17 protein-coding genes are annotated in these 20,873 nt (G+C 44.7%); 12 read left to right on the plus strand and 5 right to left on the minus strand.

Translation table 11 applies throughout. The features are described from left to right. Nucleotides 1–1,539 carry an FAD-binding protein gene (locus tag WJR50_RS07065; RefSeq protein WP_341292541.1) on the minus strand — a complete coding sequence of 513 codons (1,539 nt, stop codon included), beginning with the start codon at nucleotides 1,537–1,539 and terminating at the stop codon, nucleotides 1–3. Between the two features lie 176 nt (nucleotides 1,540–1,715). Here WJR50_RS07065 and WJR50_RS07070 point away from each other — a divergent pair, with 176 nt between their 5' ends. The 8 genes from WJR50_RS07070 to WJR50_RS07105 all read left to right on the plus strand — a co-directional run bounded on the left by WJR50_RS07070 (nucleotide 1,716) and on the right by WJR50_RS07105 (nucleotide 14,000). Continuing rightward, nucleotides 1,716–4,733, plus strand: a complete 3,018-nt coding sequence (locus WJR50_RS07070) for an LpqB family beta-propeller domain-containing protein (protein ID WP_341292542.1) — start codon at nucleotides 1,716–1,718, stop codon at nucleotides 4,731–4,733. Then, complete coding sequence (locus WJR50_RS07075) at nucleotides 4,730–6,016, plus strand: FAD-dependent oxidoreductase (RefSeq protein ID WP_341292543.1); 1,287 nt, start codon at nucleotides 4,730–4,732, stop codon at nucleotides 6,014–6,016. Before WJR50_RS07070 ends, WJR50_RS07075 begins: the two co-directional genes overlap by 4 nt. Nucleotides 6,017–6,273: 257 nt before the next feature. Continuing rightward, nucleotides 6,274–9,621 (plus strand): SusC/RagA family TonB-linked outer membrane protein, encoded by a 3,348-nt coding sequence (locus tag WJR50_RS07080; protein ID WP_341292544.1) that lies wholly within the window; start codon nucleotides 6,274–6,276, stop codon nucleotides 9,619–9,621. A gap of 2 nt (nucleotides 9,622–9,623) precedes the next feature. Next, nucleotides 9,624–11,087 (plus strand): SusD/RagB family nutrient-binding outer membrane lipoprotein, encoded by a 1,464-nt coding sequence (locus WJR50_RS07085; protein WP_341292545.1) that lies wholly within the window; start codon nucleotides 9,624–9,626, stop codon nucleotides 11,085–11,087. Nucleotides 11,088–11,527: 440 nt separating this feature from the next. Continuing rightward, nucleotides 11,528–11,956 (plus strand): large-conductance mechanosensitive channel protein MscL, encoded by a 429-nt coding sequence (mscL, locus tag WJR50_RS07090; RefSeq protein ID WP_341292546.1) that lies wholly within the window; start codon nucleotides 11,528–11,530, stop codon nucleotides 11,954–11,956. A gap of 98 nt (nucleotides 11,957–12,054) precedes the next feature. Continuing rightward, entirely contained in the window at nucleotides 12,055–13,194 is a 1,140-nt protein-coding gene (locus WJR50_RS07095; protein WP_341292547.1) for a DUF819 family protein, read from the plus strand. Nucleotides 13,195–13,248: 54 nt separating this feature from the next. Then, entirely contained in the window at nucleotides 13,249–13,380 is a 132-nt protein-coding gene (locus WJR50_RS07100; RefSeq protein ID WP_341292548.1) for a hypothetical protein, read from the plus strand. A gap of 29 nt (nucleotides 13,381–13,409) precedes the next feature. Next, a complete protein-coding gene (locus WJR50_RS07105) occupies nucleotides 13,410–14,000 on the plus strand; it encodes a class I SAM-dependent methyltransferase (protein WP_341292549.1) in 591 nt (196 codons plus the stop codon). Nucleotides 14,001–14,078: 78 nt separating this feature from the next. On the opposite strand, the gene WJR50_RS07110 is transcribed toward WJR50_RS07105, so the two are convergent. Continuing rightward, entirely contained in the window at nucleotides 14,079–14,726 is a 648-nt protein-coding gene (locus WJR50_RS07110) for a hypothetical protein (protein WP_341292550.1), read from the minus strand. A gap of 142 nt (nucleotides 14,727–14,868) precedes the next feature. Between WJR50_RS07110 and WJR50_RS07115 the strand changes: the two genes are divergently transcribed. Continuing rightward, nucleotides 14,869–15,243, plus strand: coding sequence for a DUF1801 domain-containing protein (locus WJR50_RS07115; protein ID WP_341292551.1), 375 nt, complete (start codon nucleotides 14,869–14,871; stop codon nucleotides 15,241–15,243). A gap of 5 nt (nucleotides 15,244–15,248) precedes the next feature. Here the strand turns inward: WJR50_RS07115 and WJR50_RS07120 are convergent, their stop codons facing one another. After that, the gene (locus WJR50_RS07120; RefSeq protein WP_341292552.1) at nucleotides 15,249–15,839 is read right to left on the minus strand and encodes a DUF6940 family protein; all 591 of its coding nucleotides are present in this window, start codon (nucleotides 15,837–15,839) and stop codon (nucleotides 15,249–15,251) included. An 85-nt stretch (nucleotides 15,840–15,924) separates the two neighbouring features. Here WJR50_RS07120 and WJR50_RS07125 point away from each other — a divergent pair, with 85 nt between their 5' ends. After that, complete coding sequence (locus WJR50_RS07125; RefSeq protein ID WP_341292553.1) at nucleotides 15,925–16,482, plus strand: DJ-1/PfpI family protein; 558 nt, start codon at nucleotides 15,925–15,927, stop codon at nucleotides 16,480–16,482. A gap of 73 nt (nucleotides 16,483–16,555) precedes the next feature. Here WJR50_RS07125 and WJR50_RS07130 read toward each other — a convergent pair whose 3' ends face one another. Then, the gene (locus WJR50_RS07130) at nucleotides 16,556–17,449 is read right to left on the minus strand and encodes an alpha/beta hydrolase (protein WP_341292554.1); all 894 of its coding nucleotides are present in this window, start codon (nucleotides 17,447–17,449) and stop codon (nucleotides 16,556–16,558) included. Nucleotides 17,450–17,489: 40 nt separating this feature from the next. After that, nucleotides 17,490–18,290, minus strand: coding sequence for an RraA family protein (locus WJR50_RS07135; protein WP_341292555.1), 801 nt, complete (start codon nucleotides 18,288–18,290; stop codon nucleotides 17,490–17,492). Between the two features lie 937 nt (nucleotides 18,291–19,227). Between WJR50_RS07135 and WJR50_RS07140 the strand changes: the two genes are divergently transcribed. Next, nucleotides 19,228–19,503 carry a hypothetical protein gene (locus tag WJR50_RS07140; RefSeq protein WP_341292556.1) on the plus strand — a complete coding sequence of 92 codons (276 nt, stop codon included), beginning with the start codon at nucleotides 19,228–19,230 and terminating at the stop codon, nucleotides 19,501–19,503. 252 nt (nucleotides 19,504–19,755) lie between these two features. Then, nucleotides 19,756–20,766, plus strand: a complete 1,011-nt coding sequence (locus tag WJR50_RS07145; protein WP_341292557.1) for an SDR family oxidoreductase — start codon at nucleotides 19,756–19,758, stop codon at nucleotides 20,764–20,766. The last annotated feature ends 107 nt before the right edge of the window (nucleotides 20,767–20,873 follow it).

Raw genomic sequence — 20,873 nt, forward strand, 5'->3', positions numbered from 1 at the left:
TCAGGATTTAGTAGCCACATTCTTCTTAGCACTTAGCAGGGTTTCGGTGGGGATTGCCAAACGCAGACGATCGGCAAATCCATTCAGGAAGGTCCCATTCGGATTGAAGCGGAGCATCACTTTTTGCCATTGATCAAACCTGGGATACCATTTTCTAATGAGCTCAGGATGTCCATCCAGACGGTTGGTGATCTTACCCCAATGAGGTTTACCGCCCATTTTCAGGTTCAGGTCCTGATAAGCATTGAGAATTAGTCTTGACTTGCGTTGCTTCACCAAAGCCGGATTGCCGATGTAGCAGGCATCCATCTGATATTCCGGAGCGATGAACGCCTCCGAGGCTTTGACAAAACGAATGGTCGGCGCAGAACTGGGATACACTCCTACATGCTTTACCAGTTCATTTACTTTGGCAAAAATAGCCTCCATTACCTGTATGTACTCCGCAGGTTTGTGCCTGTCGTAAGCAAATTCAGCCCCGTGGCCCTGACTCGCAATAAATTCTAACCCTTGGAAAAGCACTTTATACGATTTGTCTACATACGTCTGATCCCTCACCGCTTTGATGGATTGGTTGAGCGAAGCCGGTACCAGTCTCGGCAGATAATTAACGATTAGTAAAGTCAAATAATAGGTGATGGGAATACTCCCCAGAATAAGACTTAGCAGGTTTCTTGTTCTGTCCCTTAAAGTCCGGTGACGAGGTTTATCTACTTCAAAGGTACGGGCAATCATACAACTGTGATCTCCATCAATCTCATAAGGATTAACCACAATGAAGAGGCTTCGGATTGGGCGCTTTACAAGTTCTCCTTCTATTTTAATGGGATAATCATCAAAGATAGAACCATCCATCAGTTGCTGTCTGAACACAGACCACTGCATAACATCCCGGTTTTCGTACAGCCAGTAGCGGGGACGCACTTCTATGATGTAAGAATGTACAATACCGGTGTAGCCCATACTGACGATAGCGCTGTAAAACACTCCATCATCCTGGATCAGCGTAACTTCATCATCATGGTGATTGGAAGCTAAAGTAACTCCCTGCGAAGGCTCTATTCTGTATACTTTTCCTTCTGCGGCTACCAACAGTATGGAACGCACCATGCCAGAAAGTGATTTTAAATTTCGTCCACCTCCATGGGTTCCTGTAGCTATGGCTCCACTGATGGTCTGATTGTCAATGGCTCCCATATTGATGAGCGCCAGCTTTTTCTTATCCAGCACCCGATTGAGTTTTTGGACAGTAGTGCCTGCTTCCACCTCTACCAGCGAATTGCCTTTGGTTTCTACTTTGTCATTTTCCAATACTTTGACCTTTTTAAGATAGCGCATATCCAGCAAAAAGCCATCGGGCATAGCCACATCCGAGTAAGAATGGCCTGCTCCTACTGCACGTATCCTGAAACCTTCCAGTTCAGCTTCCCGCACCGCATCCTGTATATCTTTTAGGTTTTCTGGCAATAAATATTTGTAAGGGAAGACTTCATGGCGATTGATCTTATTCTTCCATCGGCGGTGACGAAACTCTTTCATGATGATTTAAGGCTGGTAGTTAGCTTTAATTTACGAAAATTTCATTCATCAATAAATTCCAACCATAGACTTATTTATCAATATAATATTCTATTAAATAATAAATATTTAAAATTAAATTTTACTTATTAATCTTTTTGCCATTATTTAGTCAAATTACTCAAGAACTACACAACATGATCACAAAAGCTTCTATACCTTACAATCTGGCCATTTTTTGTATTCTATTATATCTCTATGCCTGTTCGGCAGGCTCGCAAAGTACTCAGGATGAAAAGGTAATCAGTACCGAAGTGCTCCTGGAAGAGGGTACCAATATGGCGATTGCCCTTTCACCCGACAGCAGTATGCTCGCCTTAGACCTGCAAGGCACCATCTGGATCATGCCCGTTTCCGGCGGAAAAGCACAGCCCATCACCGATGGTATGGGCGACTGCCACGAACCTGCCTGGTCGCCGGATGGCACACAACTCACCTTCCATTCTTATAAAAGCGGCTATTACCACATCTGGACCGTGCAAAAAGATGGCAGTCAGCTCAAACAGATTACGCATGGACAATTTGACGACCGGGAGCCTCACTGGTCACCAGATGGGCAGCATATTATCTTTTCTTCTGACAGAAATGGAAATTACGATATCTGGAAGGTAAACCTCAACTCCGGTGACATACAAGCACTCACCGAAGACCCTGCCAATGAATATCACCCTTCCTATGCTCCCGATGGCAGTAGTATCGCTTTTGTTTCTGAAAATAAGGAGCAGCCAGGTATCTATCTAATGGATGCTGATGGCGCCAATTCTAAACTTGCTGCTGCTTCAGAAAACAGCCTGGCTTCTCCCTCCTGGAGTCCCGATCAGCAACATTTGATCTTCACCGCATATGATGGAAAAAGCAGCCAACTGGTGTATCATACGATCAATAGTTCCGATACTTCTCAGGTGCTTACTGCCGATGAAGACATTTTTCCTTTCCGGGCGGCCTGGCTTTCCGATCAGGAAATTCTTTACACTGCTGATGGGAAAATCAAGAAGCGCATCATCGGGCAGGAAGGCTTTAGCACCGTACCCATGGAAGCGAGCGTTACGCTGCAGCGTTCCGCCTACGACAGAAAGGCTTACAACTTCAGCGATACTACCGCCAAGCCGACACTGGGTATTATGGGCCCGGTCATTTCTCCGGATGGGCAAACAGTGGCTTTCACTGCTTTGGGCGATATCTGGCTGAAACCTCTGGAAGGAGAGGCACAACAATTAACCAACGATAAGTTTGTGGACATCAATCCCGACTGGTCGCCCGATGGTGATCAGGTAGCCTTCCTGTCTGACCGGGATGGCAATATGGATTTGTGGATACATACACTCAGCAGCGGAAAAACTGAAAAACTGGTGGATCTGGAAGAAGAGCTGGGTTTCCCCGCCTGGTCGCCGGATGGAAAAAGTATCGCCTATTTTGCCCGTGATACGCGTAATGTATGGGGCAGCGGAGAGTTACAGATTGTAGAGGTGAGCAGCGGAGAAATCAATGCTCTGGAAAACACTTATTTTGTACCCAGCAAAGCTTCCTGGTCTACTGATAGCAAAACACTGGCCATCATGGTATTGCAGGCTGCTTCTACCCGATATCGCGAGGGGGTGAGCCAGATCATGCTAATTACTACCAAAGGTGAAGTGCTGGATTATGTTTCACCGGAAGAAGGACGCACACCTGCTATACGTAATATGAATGGCCCTGCCTGGTCGCCGGATGGTAAACATATGGCTTATGTTCAGGATGGACTGCTGTGGACGCTGCCTGTTGATGAAGATGGCATGCCTGATGGAACTCCTGAAGCCCTTACACAGGAACTGGCTTCGGCTCCCAGCTGGACAAAGGATGGTAAAAAGATGCTCTATCTGGCTACCGATAGCCTCAAGCTGGTAGACATAGAAACCAAAGAAACTCGGCCCATTCCCCTGGATCTGCACTGGAAGAATGAAGTATCCGATGCGCAGTTTGTGGTACATGCCGGCAAGCTTTTCAATGGAGTTGATTCTACCTACCGGGAAAATGTAGATATCATTGTAGAGGGTAATCGCATTAAAGAAATCACCGCTCATCAGGACAATTATGATATTCCGGTGATTGATGCTTCCGATAAAACCATCATTCCCGGTCTGTTTGAAATGCATACCCATCAGCATGCTACCGTGGGAGAAAAGCTGGGCAGAATCTGGCTCTCTTACGGCATCACCAATGTGCGCGAACCAGGAGCTGATCCTTATGATGCGTTGGAACGAAAAGAAGCATGGGCCAGCGGCAAACGTCCCGGTCCCCGGGAGTTTTTTACCGGAGGGCTTACTGATGGCAGCCGTATTTATTATGGTCTGGCCAATAGCGTGATCCACGGAGCCCATATGGAACTGGAACTGGAACGAGCCAAACGATTAGGCTACGACCTCATCAAAACCTATGTGCGTATGCCGGATTCTATACAGCAGATCATTACCGAAGCCGCGCATGAGATGGGCATTCCGGTCTCCTCTCATGAAATCTATCCGGCCATGCGCTACAATGTGGATGCGGTAGAACACATCCGGGGCACCAGCCGCCGGGGCTATTCTATGAAACAGTCCAACCTCAAAGCTACTTACGATGATGTCATCCAACTGCTGGCCAAGTCTCAGATGAACATCACGCCTACCATTGGTTTGCAGGGAGGCTTCTATGTGCTGGCAGAAAAAAATCCCGGCATATATGCTAACCGTCAGCTCAATGCGCTCTATCCTGAGCAGTATGTATTGGGATTAAGAACAAATGTTCAGCGAATTAACAAGATATTTCCTGCTTACCTGGAAAACTTTGAGGCTATCCAGAAAGGCGTCTATGACATTGTACAGGCAGGTGGAAGAGTTGCTGCCGGTACGGACTCTCCTTTCATTCCTTACGGCACCAGTCTGCATGTGGAAATACAGCTTTTTGTGGATGGCGGACTTACGCCTTACCAGGCACTACAGTCAGCTACCATCCGCGCTGCTGAGGCAATAGGTGTAGCCAAAGATTTGGGAAGTGTAGAAGAGGGTAAGCTCGCCGACTTTGTCATCGTAGAAGGTGATCCCCTTCAAAATATTGAAGACGCCTGGAATGTGGTAAGCACCTTTAAAGGAGGCACCCGCTACGATATTGATGAACTGCTGGAAAACCCAACACTATGAGTCTGCAAGAAGGAAGAAGAAAATGGTTAAAAACCAGCTTGTCAGTCTCAGTAGGGGCTGGTTTGTCTCCTGCCCTGCTGGCCAAGGCACAATCGGTTAATGTGAATTTTGGCGCCAAGCCAACGGCTATCGTAGCAGGCGGAGGCGCTATGGGGAGCTGGACTGCCTACTTTTTGCACAAAAATGGCTATGATGTAAGCCTGTGCGATCCCTGGGGAGCCGGAAATCCCCGAGCCAGTTCGGGAGGCGAAAGCAGGCTGATCCGCTACCTATACGGAGAAAATGAAATCTACTTCCGCATGGCAGTGCGGGCGATGGAGCTCTGGAAAAGTGAAGAAGTTCAGCTAGGCAAAAAACTACTGTATCAGACCGGCATGCTTATTTTCTGCGAAATGCCTCACTATGAATATGCTGAAATCTCACGCCCATATTATGAGCAAAATGGATTTGCTTTGGAGAAAATTCCTGCGGCAGCACTTAAAAAAAGATATCCTTTCCTCCATACGGAAGACCTCAATCATGCCTTTTATGACCCTGATGCAGGCTATGTCCTGGCCAGAGAAAGCTGCCGTACCCTCAGTGATTTTATTGCCAGAGAGGGAGGCAAAACTATCTTATCCGCTGCCACTCCGTTTACTTATCAGAATGGAAAATTACAGGGAGTACGCCTGTCGGATGGCAGCATTAAAAAGGCAGATGTCTACGTATTTGCCAATGGTCCCTGGCTGAAATACAGCTTTCCTGAGCTTTTTACTGATAAACTTCAGGTTACCCGTCAGCCGGTATTCTTCTTCGGCCCGCCAGCAAACTTTGCCCAAAAAATGGATAAGCCCTTTCCGGTGTGGATGAACCGTGATACTGCCAATCAGGAAAGATCCTATGGGGTATATGACCTGTCTTCCGGTACTTTCAAGTTTGCTTATACCCAACTGGAAGAAGAGGAGATGAATCCCAGCCAGGACGATCGCCGTGTGCGTAATGAGGAAGTTGCGCATGCCCGTTATCTCATGGAAAAACGCTTTACTTTCATGAAAGACGCTCCTCTGATAGACGCCAAAGTATGTCAACACAGCAATACACCGGATAAAAATTTTATACTGGACCAGCATCCCGAGGCAAAAAACCTGTGGGTTGTAGGCGGAGGCTCTGGCCATGCTTTCAAACATGGTCCTGCTATGGGAGAACTTACCAGCCAAAGTATTCTTCAGGATAAGAGCCTTGAAACTTCTTTTTCTCTGGCTCGCCTCTCAACACTGGATAGCTTTACCGCTAAACATAAGTAATTTTGAAAATAAGGTTTATTTAAATATAATTATTTGATATTATTTAATTTTACAGAATTAAATAATAAAAATAAAATATATATCAATAGTATATATTGATTTTAAACTTACAATACTTTAGGTTTGCTCTTCGTGTCCTTCTCGTCTACAGGAGATTTTTATATCAGTATAGGTCTAAGTAAACTATCAACCAAGCCCGTAAAAAAACGAAAGTTTTTAACCCCCAAATATTTTACAGTTCAAACCCCTAATTCACTATGGAACAAAACTCTACGCATTCAGGCAATCTCCGATGGCTAATCGGATGGATTGCCACATTTTTCATTTTATGTTATTCTACAACCGCCTGGGCACAGTCTAAAACTCTCACTGGCAAAGTAACAGATGCAGAAGGAGGAGAACCTCTGCCTGGCGTTAATGTGGTAGTCAAAGGAACTACCAATGGTACGATTACCAACATAGATGGCGGCTACTCTCTTTCCGTAGGCCCTGATGCAGAAGCATTGGTTTTCTCCTTCATCGGACTCATAAGCCAGGAAGTAGCCATCGGTAACCAGTCTACCATAGATGTACAAATGAAATCTGATACCAAACAGCTTTCTGAAGTTGTAGTTACTGCACTGGGATTTGAGGAAGATGCTGACAATAGCGGTGTAGCTTTCTCTAAAGTAGAAGGAGAGTCACTGGTAAAATCCGGTGAGAGTACGTTGATTAACGGTCTGACGGGCAAAGCTGCCGGGGTACAAATATCCCGTTCCAGTGGTGATCCGGGAGCAGGTACTTACATTCAAATCCGTGGACAGAATACAATCACCGGTGAAACTCAACCTCTCATTGTAATTGACGGAATTCCGATGAGCAATACCAATGGTGCGCCTAATGCCGATAAAGCCAACAGCGGGGAAAATACCGGAGGCGTAAGACAGCAGTCTCGCCTCAACGATATCAACCCTGCCGATATTGCTTCTATGCAAATCCTGAAAGGAGCGTCTGCTGCAGCGCTCTGGGGTTCACGCGCAGCCAATGGTGTAATCCTGATCACCACCAAAAAGGGCCGTGATGATGGTAAGGTTGACATCTCTTTTCGCTCCACCCTATCGCTGGATAAAGTAAATGTGCTCCACCCCTTGCAGAACAAATTCGGTCAGGGTGAGGGGGGTATCTACAGCCCAACATCTTCCCGTTCGTTTGGAGATAAAATCTCTGAGCGCAGCGGTGGTGCCGATGTACAGATTACCGATCCGGCTGCTCCCGGGTACGGAGGCTTCTTTGAGGCTCGCGATGGCACCCGTTATTACGCCATTCCTGCCGGTACCCCTGAAAACCCATCCGGAGGAAAGAACTCAACTGAGACTTTTAACAGTGTAAGAGAAGATCAGGTGTTTCAAACCGGCTACTTTCTGGATAATTACCTTAGCATCAGTGGAGGAAATGAAAACAGCAGGTTCTTTTTAAGCGTGGGTGACCTCAACCAGGAAGGTATTTATGTTGGCGTCAGTGATTACCGTCGTAGTACAATACGCCTCAATGCTGACCGTAAATTTGGCGACATCTTTAAAGTGTCTGGTAATGCCACGTATGCGCGGACTACGTCTAACCGTATACAAACGGGATCAAACGTAAATGGTCTCTATCTGGGTATGTTGCGGGCAGCACCTGATTTTAATGGCTCAGATTATATTGGAAACTATTATTCTTCTCCTGAAGCTGCTCCAATCCCTAATAGCCAGCGTTCTTATCGCCGTTATCTGGGCAATGGGAACCCTATTTACAACAATCCACTGTGGACGATCAAAGAGTTGCAAAACTCAACTTTGGTCAACCGTCTGATTATGAACAGTGAAGTTACGCTTAAACCTCTACAGTGGTTTGAGCTGATTGCCAGAGGGGGCGTAGACACTTATGATGACGTCAGAAAGACGCTCTTTCCGGTAAATTCTGCAGGTACTGCTTATAATGGAAGTTATCGGGAAGAGCTTTTTAAAGAAACACAGCTCAACTTTGATGTAATTGCCCGCTTCAACGCAATGCTCACTTCCAATATTAGCAGCAGTTATCTGGTAGGCTGGAATATCAACGACCGCACATACACCCGCCTGGGCGGTGAGATGCAGAACTTTCTGATCCCTGGCGGCCCAACTGACTTTTCCAATGCAGTAGGTGCCAACCGCTTTCCGGATGATACTGAGACCATTATCCGCAGTACCAGAACTTACGGAACGGCAAACTTTGGTTTTTACGATCAGCTGTTCCTGAATATGACCGGAGCTTTTGAGTCAGCCTCTTCTTTTGGTGCGGATAATATGACTTTCTTCTACCCTTCTTTTGATGTAGCCTGGCAGTTTACTGAATTACCTTTCATGCAGGAAATAGGCTTTTTGAGCTTTGGAAAACTCAGAGGGGGGTATGGAAAAGTAGGTGTACAGCCCGACCCACATCGTACCGGTACAGACTTTATCGCAGTGGATGATGAGTTTGGAAGCTGGGGATCGCTGTTATCTGGTGTAGGCTATGGCAATGGAGCTTTTGTACAGAGTAATCAGCAGGGAGACCCTGACCTGAAGCCCGAAATCAAAACAGAGTGGGAGATTGGAACAGACCTGCGATTCTTCAACGATCGCCTTACCGCCGGATTTACGTATTATGAAAATGAAATCAATGATCTGCTACTGGAAGTGTCGGTAGCACCTTCAATAGGATTTACTGAAAGATATACCAATGCCGGTAGCATGGAAAACAAAGGCTGGGAAGCTGATATGAGCTTAACGCTCTTTAGTAACAATAATTGGAATATCGGCCTCTACGGAAATGCTAACCGCAACCTAAACCGCGTAACTAGCCTTGGTTCCAGTGAAGGAGATGTAATTACTTTGGGTGGTTTCAACACTCTGACCAGTTCAGTAGCGGCAGTAGGTTATCCCCTTTCTTCTCTGTTTGGTGGTCAGTATGCCCGCAATGCCGACGGTACGCTTGACCTCACTGAAGATGGATTCCCTAAGGTGGCCCCGGATTTTGATATCATTGGTGATCCTAATCCCGACTGGCGTGGCGGTTTCGGTACTGCCATCTCCTGGAAAGGTTTTTCTTTGGACGTATTGTTTGAAATTTTTCAAGGCTCTGATTTTGCTCCTAACACCAAATCTGTGCTTTACAATTTTGGTGTGCATGAAGATACCGGAAACGAGATTATCGTTCCTGACGGTGGTCTGGTCAATTATGCGGGCAACACCATTCCTGAAGGTACTTTAGTAAGGGGGAATATACGCGATTTTGGTGGCGGCCCGGTAATACTGGATGAAAGCTGGTATACTACTTTGGGTCAGGGCTTCAGCAATCTGCAGGAGCAGTTTATCGTAGACGGAAGCTGGACCCGACTTCGTCAGCTATCTTTATCTTACCGTTTGAATACGCCGGGTTTCAGAGAAGCCACCAAGCTTAGAGGCGTTGAGTTTTCTTTTACCGGACGTAACCTGCTCCTCTGGACCGATGTGGTAGGGATTGACCCTGAAACCTCACTGGATGGTGCTACCAACGCTCGGGGACAGGACTATTTCAATAATCCCGGCACCCAATCTTATGTCTTCTCCATCAAAATTGACTACTAATCATGAGAAAAATAACGATATATCTTTTATTGATTTGCTTTTGTTTCGCCTGCGAGAGTGTGGTTGAAGGGCTAAATGATGATCCTAACAACCCCTCAGATGCACCTGCGGAACTTATATTTACGGGTGTTCAGATCGCCAATGCTACTACACACGAAGGGCTTACCGCCCGCCTTGCGGCCATGTGGAGCAGCCAGATCAAAGGTGTAGACCGGCAATGGGGCGACTTCCAGGCCTATAATGTGGGGGGGTCCAACTTTGCCAACATGTGGAACAATGTGTACTATGGTACTCTGCGCAACTCTCGACTGGTACTGGACAAGGTAGAGCCACAAGGCTTACGGGTATTTGCCGGTATGACCAAAGTAACCCAGGCGCACTGCATAGGCACTACAACTGCGCTTTGGGGAGATGTTCCCTTCACCCAGGCAGCCCTGATAGAGGAGTTTGAAACCCCGGTTTTTGACCCTCAGTCGGATATTTATGTGGAGCTTCAGGCATTACTGGATGAAGCTATTGCCGACCTGGAAAGCGGCATTGGTATTCCCGGAAGTGGCACGGACATTTTTTACGACTCCGATCCTCAGCTATGGATAGAAGCTGCCTATACGCTGAAAGCGCGCTTTTATATGGATACTAAGCAATATGACCTGGCTGCCCAGGCCGCTGCAAACGGTATCAGTAGTTTTGCTAATTCCATGTACATGCCTCATGGTACTACTAATGACGTAGATATCAATATGTACTGGGATTTTCTCGGCCCCTCTCGTGGAGGTGATATCGCTGCCGAAGATGATCAGGGAACTGCCTATCTGGTAGACCTGCTTAATCCTGAAAGTGACACCTATCGTGGACATGCCAAAACTGACGAAAGTGCCCGCTTCAATTATTACTATGTGTTGGCTGAAAATGCTCGTAATACTCCAGGTAAAACTGAGCCTAATACTTTCTCAACTGCACTGGGTGATACAGTAAATGGCTTTTTTGCTCAGGATGCATCATTTCCTTTGGTTACCTATCAGGAAAACCTGCTGACTTTAGCAGAAACCGCAGTGCGCAATGGCAGCTTTGCGGACGGACTAGCCTACTTAAATGAGTATCGTGCTTTCCTGAATAGCGGAGGGTATATTGACGCTACTTATCTGTCAGATTTCAGTGCTTCTTATGCGCCATTTGTAGCGGCAGATTTTGCCAGTGGAGGCATTGAAAACCCGGATGCTCTCTCTGCAAGCGATGCCTTACTAAGGGAAATCGTAGAAGAAAGATATGTTACTTTCTATGGCCAGACTATGGCCTGGAACGATGAACGCCGTACCAGGGGATCGATAGCAGGAATTCCTATTAGTCCAAATATTGGTACTGAACTGCCCTGGCGGTTTATTTACTCGCAGGATGAGATCAATGGTAACCCTAATGTACCCAAGCCTGTACCCGGACCGTTCGTCAACATGAGCATATATGAGTAGCGTAAGCTGAAACAGATTTACATATAGCCCCGGAGTTTTCCGGGGCTTTTTTTTGCTGCTTTTTTAAATCTAAATAAATAACAAAGGAGAATGATATATACATTTTTTGGCATCTTGCTACACAAAGCCTTATTATTTCAGAATAAAGTACTGAAAATGTTATATTATTTTTTGATTCATATTGTTAATTCGTATTATTAAAACGATTTATGTTGAAAGAATAAAAAAAGCTTTACCGGTTTCGGTACTGCTTTTTTTTATTCACTGCTTTTTAAAAATCTTATTTTATCTCAGCAACTTCAGTAACAGCTTTTCACTTTCTCATGAGTAAATAAATCCTCTGGAAACAAGAATTTTTTTATTGTCTAATTTCAGTATTTTGATTAATCTTAGTAGCTGATGCTCAGCATCCATAAATTAAACCTCTAATTAGCTAAACCATGGGAATCGTTAAAGAATTTAAAGAGTTTGCCATGAAGGGCAACATCATTGATCTGGCCGTAGCGGTCATTATTGGTGCTGCTTTTGGTAAGATCGTTTCCTCATTTGTCAATGACATCCTTATGCCTCCAATCGGCCTTCTGCTGGGCGGCGTGGATTTCACTGACCTGGCCATTGTGCTCAAAGCAGGCACTGAAGGTGTAGAGCCTGTCACCCTCAACTACGGCATGTTTCTCCAGACTGTCATTGACTTTTTGATTATTGCGTTTAGTGTGTTTATGGTAATCAAAGTTTACCAAAAGATGCAGAAAAAGAAAGAAGCGGCTCCTGTTCCACCCCCCGCTCCTACTTTGCAGGAATCTTTACTCATAGAGATAAGAGACCTGCTCAAAGAAGACCGGAATAAATCCATTCCGCCTTTAGTATAATATATTTTATACCCTCCTGAGTAGGGAGAGGGTATCATTCCATTCCAAACAAAGTTCTCCTGATACCAACTGATCATAATTTTGCCATATTTACCATTATGCTTTTTGCGGCTGCACTGGGCATGGTAGGTGAACGCCGCAGGTGGTTTGGTAAAATCTCCGGTATTATCGTCACCATTTCCTTTACCATTCTACTGGTAAGTCTGGGTATCATCCCTTCTGCCTCTAACCCGGATATAAGTGTGCCGGTCTATGATTTAGCATTTACCTATATCATTCCTTTAGCCATTCCGCTGCTGCTGTTTAATGTCAATCTACGTAAGATGATAGGCGAGTCGGGCCGCCTGCTCAAAGCTTTTCTGTTGGGAACAGTAGGTATCTGTACAGGAGTGATCATTTCAGCGTGGGTATTTCCGATGGGGCAAGAGACATACAAACTGGCGGCAGTGTTCAGTGCAACTTATATTGGAGGAGGTGTCAATTTTTTTGCCGTAGCCGATGCACTAGACTTTCTTAAAAGTCCGCTCTTTCCAGCCGCCGTTGCCATTGACAATGTGTTTACCAATTTTTACATCATGTTTCTCTTCTTTCTGCCCGGCTGGAAACTTATGCACAGACTTATTCCTAAAAGTCATCAGGAAAAGGAAAAGGCTTGGGAGAGACCAACAATAGCTGAGAAAACGGTCAATAGCGGATATGATATGCTGCTAATGGAGCGTATCTGTGTTTGCCTGCTGATTACCTCAGCTATTGCCGCTTTCAGTATCTGGCTGGCGCCTTTTCTGGAAACCTGGCTGAATACTGATGTTAAACTGGAAATTCTTTTAATTACCATCCTGATTGTAATGGTCAGTAATTTTTTTCCAAAAACAATGGCTCGGCTGGAGCCAGTGGCTTTTCAGTTAGGATTTTTTCTGGTATTTGTATTTCTGGCGGTAGTCGGCGCTGCTTCTGACGTAAATGAGATCATTGCCGCTTCCCCTTTTGTATTGGGCTTTGTCATATTAAGTCTGCTGATACACCTGAGCGTAATGCTGCTGGGTGCACGTTTACTGAACATAAGCCTGGAAGAACTGTCTATCGCCTCAGCCGCCAACATAGGAGGCAGTGCTACTTCTGCCCCTATGGCTACTACCTTTGGCCTGAAAAAAGCCATCACTCCTGCCGTCTTGATAGGCACGCTGGGTAATGTCATCGGTACTTTTATAGGAATTGGAATCGGACTGCTGCTTCGCTAGGAAATTTGCCGGGAGCTGCACGAAATATTAAATTTCACCTGAAGCACATTACTTATGAAAGCAAGCGACAGATTTACCGACAGAGTAGAAAACTACCATCTTTACCGCCCTTCTTATGCTGAGGAGTTCCTGAAAGATCTGGAGCAGTTTAAACAAGCTGATGTTGATAATAAGGTCTTGAGATAGGTTCCGGCACAGGTATTCTTACCAAACAAATGCTACGAGCCGGATGGCAGCTTACAGGCATAGAGCCTAATGATGCTATGCGCTCGGTGGCGGAAACTCAACTCAAGCAGTTTAAGAATTTCCGCAGTATCAAAGGCTCTGCTGAGTCTACCACGCTAGACGAAAAAAGTATTGACATAATCATAGCTGCTCAGGCCTTCCACTGGTTTGGGCCGGAAGAGGCAAGGAAAGAGTTTATCCGCGTCCTTAAACCGGAGGGAAAAGTGGTGCTGGCATGGAACATACGGCAGCATTCCTCTGCCTTTTTGAAAGCTTATGAAGGTTTTCTGCATTGCTACTCTACCGATTATCAGTTGGTAGATCATCAGCGTTTTGACTGGAAAGGTGTGGCACAGTTTTTCAGAGATCAGTACCTACGTAAAGAAGCCCCCAATCCGCAGTTCATGGACTGGCAGCACCTCTGGGGCTACTATCAGTCATGTTCCTATGCCTTGCCTCCGAGTCATCCTGACTTTGAACGGGGCAAAACTGCTTTGCATAAGATATTTGAAAAATATGCTGAGCAGGGAATGGTCAATATGCTTTATCATACCATCTGGTATACGGGTAGCATCTTATAGCATTGAACAAAAAAAGCTCGCTGAAATCAGCAGGCTTCGCAATAAAACGACTTATGCTCAATGCTCAATGCTCAATGCTCAAAAGTTATAACGGATACCTCCGCCTCCCTGCAAACGCAGAAAAAGAGGATCGTCCAACAGCTCCACGAAGAGGGTTACATCTACAAATAATGATAAAGGCACATCATGAAAAGTGTAATCCAAACCTCCTAAGAAGTCTGCACCAAAATCCAGATCAGTCACCGACTCCCAACGATCTCTCCGGTCATTGTTGCGCCAGTAACGATAGCGGTAATCTACCGAGGTTGAGCGCAATTGCCCACCTAAGCCTACGTACCATGACAGCTCATCACTTCCCTCAATAGGTATTTGCTTAAATGATAAATAATGAAGTTGTACACCTACCGCAGAACGAAAGCGACTATCCAGATAGACGTAATCGTCAAAATAATTATCATTGTCAAATTCTCTCCTTGCATTAAAGCCCATCATTCCACTGCGGCCTATACTCAGCTCAAACGCTCTGCTTCCCAAAAACCTTTTTACCGTTAGCCCTGTTGGATCGCCTACTCTCAAGCCTATACCCCATTGATAAGCAGCCTGAGGGGAATTTTGCTTTTGTACCGAAGCCTGCTTTTCAGAAGGTTCAGTATGCCTGGCCAATATCTGCGCCTGTGTCTGAAAACCCATCACCAGAAGTGCAATTACACTGAATATTTTTTTCATCCTTTGCTATATTTGGTATGCATCTAATCGGCCAAAAATAGAAGCTTCAGTACTAGTAATAAAAGGATAAAGAAGCCGAATATTACATTACTACCAAAAGCAGATTAGTCCGCTAATTTTAACCTCACAATATGATTGTCAGATGGATGATGTAAGCATGTTTATTCAGGAAAAGCAAGGGCAGCAAAAGCTTATTTTGCAGCATTTTCATCAGCTTATGATTAGCAATCCGGGAGTAATAGCCAAACTCAGGTATAAGATTCCTTTCTACTACCGGAAGAGTTGGATTTGTTACCTGAACCCTGTTAAAAATGAAGGTATTGAGCTTGTGTTTCTTAGGGCTAATGAACTCTCCAATGAGCAGGGACTTCTGGAAAGCCGTGGCCGTAAGCAGGTCAAAGGCATTGTCTTTTATCACATAAGCGAGATTCCGGAGCAGGCTATCCATGAAATTATACAGGAAGCTCTTCTGCTGGACAAAAGTGTAGCTTATGCCTCTAAAAGAAAGAAAATCTGAAAAGATTAAGGAGAGAAATTCTTATAAGGTGCAAACTGATAGTATTTTGGGCGGGAGTCCAGCCGAACATGCAGCCAGTACACTCCTAAGCCAGAGGTACTTACCCATATAGGCTGCTCATTGATTTTTTCTTCCAGAATTTTTCCCAGGTTTTTCCATAAAGCCTGCTGCTGAGTAGCCGGAGCCTTACGGACAAATGTCGCCAGGTGCCCGTAATACTGCAGTACACCTTCAGGCACAGGAGCCAGCAGTACAGCGTCACCTCCCAGATTACTGAAGTTACATATACTCTCTGTCGCATGTACGAAATATAGCCGGAAGGCAGAAGAATCTGCCTGTATTCCAGCCAGTTGTGGACTGTTGACCAACACAAACTCAAAAGGGTACTGAGAAGTAGCGTGGGTAAGCGGAGGAGTCTCCCAGAAGAAGGCTTCAAAAGGGCTGTTTGCCAACAGCTCAGAAAAAAACCCACGAAAAGCACTATTTTCCAGCCAAAGCCTAACGACCTGAGCATAAGTAAGTTTCTCTCCTCCGGTCTGTATAAAGTATTGGAAAACCTGCCCATTCTGCAGCTTATCTGTAGTAGCCTCCCACATATCAGATTGGTTTTTTCAGGATAAAATTAGAAATTAAAAAAAGCTTTCAGAAATTGCTGGCTATATTAAATCATCTTTGTATTACATGAAAATCGCCTATATACTCTTCAACGGTATCACCTGGCTGGATTTTTTCGGGGTGTATGATCCGTTGACCCGTTTGCAGTCCTTAAAATTTGTTCCCAAGCTACATTGGGACATATGCGCATTTACCGAAAAGGTTACCGATAATTTTGGATTGCAGGTAGTACCTACTAAAATCAGGGAATCTCTTGCTACTTATGATGCGATCATCGTGCCCGGTGGTTTTGGCACCAGGCCTCTACGTTTTGACAAGCCTTTTCTGGATTGGATTCGTACGGCCGAGCCGGTGAAACAGAAAATATCAGTTTGTACGGGAAGCCTGGTGTTGGGTGCAGCCGGTTTTTTGATCAACCGTAAGGCGACCACCAATTTCCAGGAGTACGATACGCTTAAGCCTTACTGCAAAGAAGTAGTGGCCGAACGTATTGTTGAAGATCAGAACATCATCACTGCCGGAGCGGTATCTTCTGCATTGGACTTAGGTTTATATCTATGTGAAAAATGGGCCAGCAAAGAAGCCGCTGCCCAGGTAATAAAACGGATGGACTACCGAGGTTGAGAAGAAACTTCATTGTTTGTAGAACGACCGTGAGTAGTACAGTCGTTCTACATGAAACAGCAATGAAATCCTGTTATTCATTCAAGTAGCCACGCTCCAGCATCCATTCTTCACAAAGCTCCGGCCAGCTGGAGAAGGCAGTCCCAGGTGCACCCATGCCCAATCCATGTCTGCCTTTCTCAAAAATATGCATCTCTACCGGGATGCCTCTTTTCTTCAGCTCCAGATAAAAATAGATACTATTTTCCGGGGGTACTGCCTGATCTTCCGTTGTATGTACCAAAAAAGCAGGCGGCGTATCATCGGTGACCTGAAGTTCGTTGGAAAGTGAGCGCACCGTAGCAGGATCAGCATCTTCTCCCAGTAGTGAGATGCGTGAACCGCTGTGCTGGTAATCTTCAGTAAAAGAGATTACCGGATAGAGCAACACCATAAAATCCGGGCGACTGCTCATCTGATCTATCGGGTCAGCAGCACCTTCCTGTCCTGCGTCAAAGTGTGTTCCTAATGTTGAAGCCATATGCCCTCCTGCGGAAAAACCCAGCACACCAATACGTTCTTCATCTACCCCCCAAGCTTCAGCATTTGCCCTTACCGTTCGTATCGCCCGCTTGCCATCGTTCATTGGAATGGGATGTTTATAGCCATTACGTCCCAGACGGTAAGTGAGGATATAAGCTGATACACCAAAGCTATTGAGCCAACGGCCAATCTGATGCCCCTCGTGGTCCATGGCCAGCATATTGTACCCGCCTCCCGGACATACCACTACGGCAGCTCCGGAAGCCATATGTTCAGGTGCGGGGTAGCGAATCAGCATGGGATGGTCTTTTTCCTCCTGCCCCATCGCTCCGGGAGCTCCTTCCGGCCAGAGCTGTAAGGTATCTACAGTCTGTTGTGCCCACACTACAGGCGAAACCAACAAGCAGAAAATAATGATGAGTAAAAGAGATTTGTGTGAGTGCATGTTTTGAATTTGTAGTAGGTTTGATATTAGTATTGCATTATTAGTTTTCTTCTTCTACTGTAAAATCAATAGGTAGTCCCAGTTCCTGATATAGCTTCTTACGGGCCGCCATGTCAATGTTTTTTTCTTCACGAGCAGCATCGGCTACTTCCAGCGCACGTTCACGGGGGACCACGATCACGCCATCGCCATCGGCTATGATAACATCACCCGGGCGAATGTATACGCCTCCTACCACCACAGGTTCATTGTAGGATTCCAGTTCATTACGACCGGGACGTATTCCTCTGCCTCGCTTGAAATAATCCATGTACACCGGAATACCCTGCTTGATGATCTCATCGGTATCCCTTACTCCCCCGGCTGATACAATACCCACTGCACCTTTGCTTTTCCATATCATACTGTTATTGGAGCCGGTAGTACCGGTGTCACCATCGTCTGCATTGTCAATGACTACAACATCTCCGGGCCTGATATCTTCAATGAAAGGCTCTGCGGAAAGATTGGTATACCACTGATCTCGAAAATTTTTGTATTCTTCACGAGACACATCTCCCAAAGAGGGCATACGGTTGGTAGGCACATAGCGTACTGTAAAGGCAATGCCCACCATTTGGTGCTCAAAGTTCTCAATATCTTTCCAGAGAGGTGAAATTTTAGGGTCCATCAGTCCTACGTCCATCAATCCGACCATGTCCATGCCGTCGGACACATCGGCTACTCTTAATCCTTCATAGAGTCCGATCAGTTGCTCATTGGTTACTTCCTGTTGCTGGGCATGTAAACTACCTACACAAAAAAAAGTAAACAGAAACAAAGTACATATTAAGGTTCTCATAGGTTGTTGTAGTTTAAATTAAAAATAACTGAACTTATTAAGCCTGTGTAATACAAGTAGCGCCTTCATCATATAAGGGCACAGTTTTACAACTTATAGATAAATTTACTAATCAACAATTACATTTTACCTTCATGCAGCAGCAATTTTGCTACCCTTGTTGACTGACTACTTTCTCTCAAGTACATAAATGCAGTCAGTAGAAAACCTTTAGGGTCTATCGCTATTTTTTAAAAAAGTAAATTTCTCAGTTGACCTACCCAGGATTGTGAGGAGTATAACACAACAGTAAGGTTTAAGAATTGATACAATCGTCACTGGTGAGTGACAAAAAAATGGATAATCTAAGCTATGTACTAAAAACAAAACAGGGGAACAAAAATTTGCTCCCCGGTAAATGCCAACTGCTGATCAATTATTTGGTAGGTATTAATTCCAGAGAAAATGCCAGCACAATAATTAGTAAACCAATCCAACTCATACTTTTACATTTAAATCAAACCAACAATACAAATGTAATAAATTACTTTAAATATTACAATTTTATATTATAATATTTAATTATGCGTGTACTTATTTATGCTTTGAAAAGGCGATCTTAGTATATTAAAACACACATTTTGGGTTAAATTCAGTCTTGTTAAGCCTACTTTTAATTGACTTTATTTTGCTATTCGTGGAAGATTTTGTTCTTCAACAGGGCAGCTAAGAATTTCTGTAGCTAAACTTTTATGAGATTTAAGCCAACTCTCTTTTTACTGAGTATATCTTACTATTTTTTTTAGGCAAGGGCTAAGCTCCATAACTTTTATAGCTTGATTCTACTTATATACATGCACGGATAAAAGCATATACACGAAAGAAGAGTGGGAGTATTGGGGGGCCTATCTGCTTTGTCACGTATATTAATTTTCTCTTACTTTAACTTTTTGGTTATATGTCAGCGTATCAAAGTTTTAAAAAGACAGGCTTCAAAACTAAAATTAAGATTGTTGCCAAGCACGGGATTTTTATAGAAAGCCGTCAGGCATTTGGATGCACGATCCGCCTCTTTGCTATTCAGGATTTTTATATAGAAATATGGAGTTGTTGGTTACTCCCCTGGAGAAACATCATCAATGTCCATACCTTTAAGAAGAGTTCTCATCTCACTCCTTATCTCAATCGTATTGATATAAAAGCATTATTATCCCGGGGTAGCTTACATAGTTAATACCACTATTACTGGTTTGGCAAATGCTTTCGTTATCAGTGAATTGATGAAGTTCTGTCCAACAATACCTTTTCTTTATTACCGCTCACTTCTGGATGTATCATTGCATTTGTCAATTACTTTTTCTGCCTTAGAATATAAAAACAAAGTATATTAAGTGATGTTAAAGATTGTGTACTTGCCTGTTTACATTACGAATTATGGCAAGCATGCAAACTATAAGCATTTTTTAATCTATAATCCAAACCAAAAATGTCTATTATTCACTTGAGCAATGTTGTAGTAATTACCGGAGCATCGGGAGGTGTAGGAAGAGCTACCGCACGGGAGTTTGCTCGCAAAGGTTATAAAGTTGCCCTGCTAGCGCGGGGTAAAGAAGGACTAGAAGGAGCCAGTAAGGATGTGGAAGCTTTAGGAGGTAAAGCCTTGGCCATACAGCTTGACCTGGCGAAAGCAGAAGAAGTGGAAGCTGCTGCTGAGCGCATTGAAAAAGAACTGGGCCCTATTAGCATATGGGTCAACAATGCCATGAACTCGGTTTTTTCTCCCGTCAAAGAGATGAAAGCGGAGGAATATAAGCGAGTTACTGATGTTACTTACCTTGGCCAGGTGTATGGAACGCTGGCTGCGTATGAGCGCATGCGTAAACGGAACAGCGGCTCAATAATATTAGTAGGTTCGGCTCTGGCCTACAGAGGAATCCCTTTACAGTCTGCATATTGCGCTTCCAAGCATGCCATACAGGGCTTTTTTGATTCTTTTCGCTCAGAGCTCATTCACGACGATAGCAATATCAATGTGTCTATGGTGCAGCTTCCCGCTATGAACACCACCCAGTTTGGCTGGGTCAAGTCAAGACTCCCTATGAAAGGTAAGCCTATGGGAAAGATTTACCAGCCGGAAGTAGCTGCTCGTGCCATTTATTATGCAGCACATCATCAGCGAAGAAGCATTTATGTAGGTTCAGCCACTGCACAAACGATATTAGGCAACAAGTTTTTTCCGGGATTATTAGATCATTACCTCGCGAAGGTGGGTTACTCTGGTCAACAAACAGATGAAGCAGAGGAGCCAGGTCGTCCGCACAACTTATGGGAGCCCATTCCTGAAGATCGCGGTTCGCATGGTAGCTTTGACAGCCAGGCCACAGATCACAGCCTTGAATTACAGGCTACTACTACGCAAAAAAATACTACCTTAGCTGTACTAGCTGCTGGTTTGTTGAGTGCGGGATTATTGTATTGGCTGAGGAAAGAAAATTAACTTAACTTTGCAAAGGCCTGATCTAATACTTTAAAAACAGCTTAACTAAAAGGAGGTACTCAAAGGTCTTTGCATACCCTGGTTTACAACTTTAAAAACATATCTGT

This window comes from Catalinimonas locisalis, from assembly GCF_038039535.1.
Classification (GTDB): Bacteria; Bacteroidota; Bacteroidia; order Cytophagales; family Cyclobacteriaceae; genus Catalinimonas.

Bases quoted from the DNA above. Each gene is read 5' to 3' on its own strand.
- WJR50_RS07075 (WP_341292543.1), top strand. From the start codon at position 4,730: ATGAGTCTGCAAGAAGGAAGAAGAAAATGGTTAAAAACCAGCTTGTCA.
- WJR50_RS07145 (WP_341292557.1), top strand. From the start codon at position 19,756: ATGTCTATTATTCACTTGAGCAATGTTGTAGTAATTACCGGAGCATCG.
- WJR50_RS07105 (WP_341292549.1), top strand. From the start codon at position 13,410: ATGCTACGAGCCGGATGGCAGCTTACAGGCATAGAGCCTAATGATGCT.
- WJR50_RS07100 (WP_341292548.1), top strand. From the start codon at position 13,249: ATGAAAGCAAGCGACAGATTTACCGACAGAGTAGAAAACTACCATCTT.
- WJR50_RS07135 (WP_341292555.1), bottom strand. From the start codon at position 18,290: ATGAGAACCTTAATATGTACTTTGTTTCTGTTTACTTTTTTTTGTGTA.
- WJR50_RS07065 (WP_341292541.1), bottom strand. From the start codon at position 1,539: ATGAAAGAGTTTCGTCACCGCCGATGGAAGAATAAGATCAATCGCCAT.
- WJR50_RS07140 (WP_341292556.1), top strand. From the start codon at position 19,228: ATGTCAGCGTATCAAAGTTTTAAAAAGACAGGCTTCAAAACTAAAATT.
- WJR50_RS07095 (WP_341292547.1), top strand. From the start codon at position 12,055: ATGCTTTTTGCGGCTGCACTGGGCATGGTAGGTGAACGCCGCAGGTGG.
- WJR50_RS07070 (WP_341292542.1), top strand. From the start codon at position 1,716: ATGATCACAAAAGCTTCTATACCTTACAATCTGGCCATTTTTTGTATT.
- WJR50_RS07130 (WP_341292554.1), bottom strand. From the start codon at position 17,449: ATGCACTCACACAAATCTCTTTTACTCATCATTATTTTCTGCTTGTTG.
- WJR50_RS07110 (WP_341292550.1), bottom strand. From the start codon at position 14,726: ATGAAAAAAATATTCAGTGTAATTGCACTTCTGGTGATGGGTTTTCAG.
- WJR50_RS07125 (WP_341292553.1), top strand. From the start codon at position 15,925: ATGAAAATCGCCTATATACTCTTCAACGGTATCACCTGGCTGGATTTT.
- WJR50_RS07115 (WP_341292551.1), top strand. From the start codon at position 14,869: ATGGATGATGTAAGCATGTTTATTCAGGAAAAGCAAGGGCAGCAAAAG.
- mscL (WP_341292546.1), top strand. From the start codon at position 11,528: ATGGGAATCGTTAAAGAATTTAAAGAGTTTGCCATGAAGGGCAACATC.
- WJR50_RS07085 (WP_341292545.1), top strand. From the start codon at position 9,624: ATGAGAAAAATAACGATATATCTTTTATTGATTTGCTTTTGTTTCGCC.
- WJR50_RS07120 (WP_341292552.1), bottom strand. From the start codon at position 15,839: ATGTGGGAGGCTACTACAGATAAGCTGCAGAATGGGCAGGTTTTCCAA.
- WJR50_RS07080 (WP_341292544.1), top strand. From the start codon at position 6,274: ATGGAACAAAACTCTACGCATTCAGGCAATCTCCGATGGCTAATCGGA.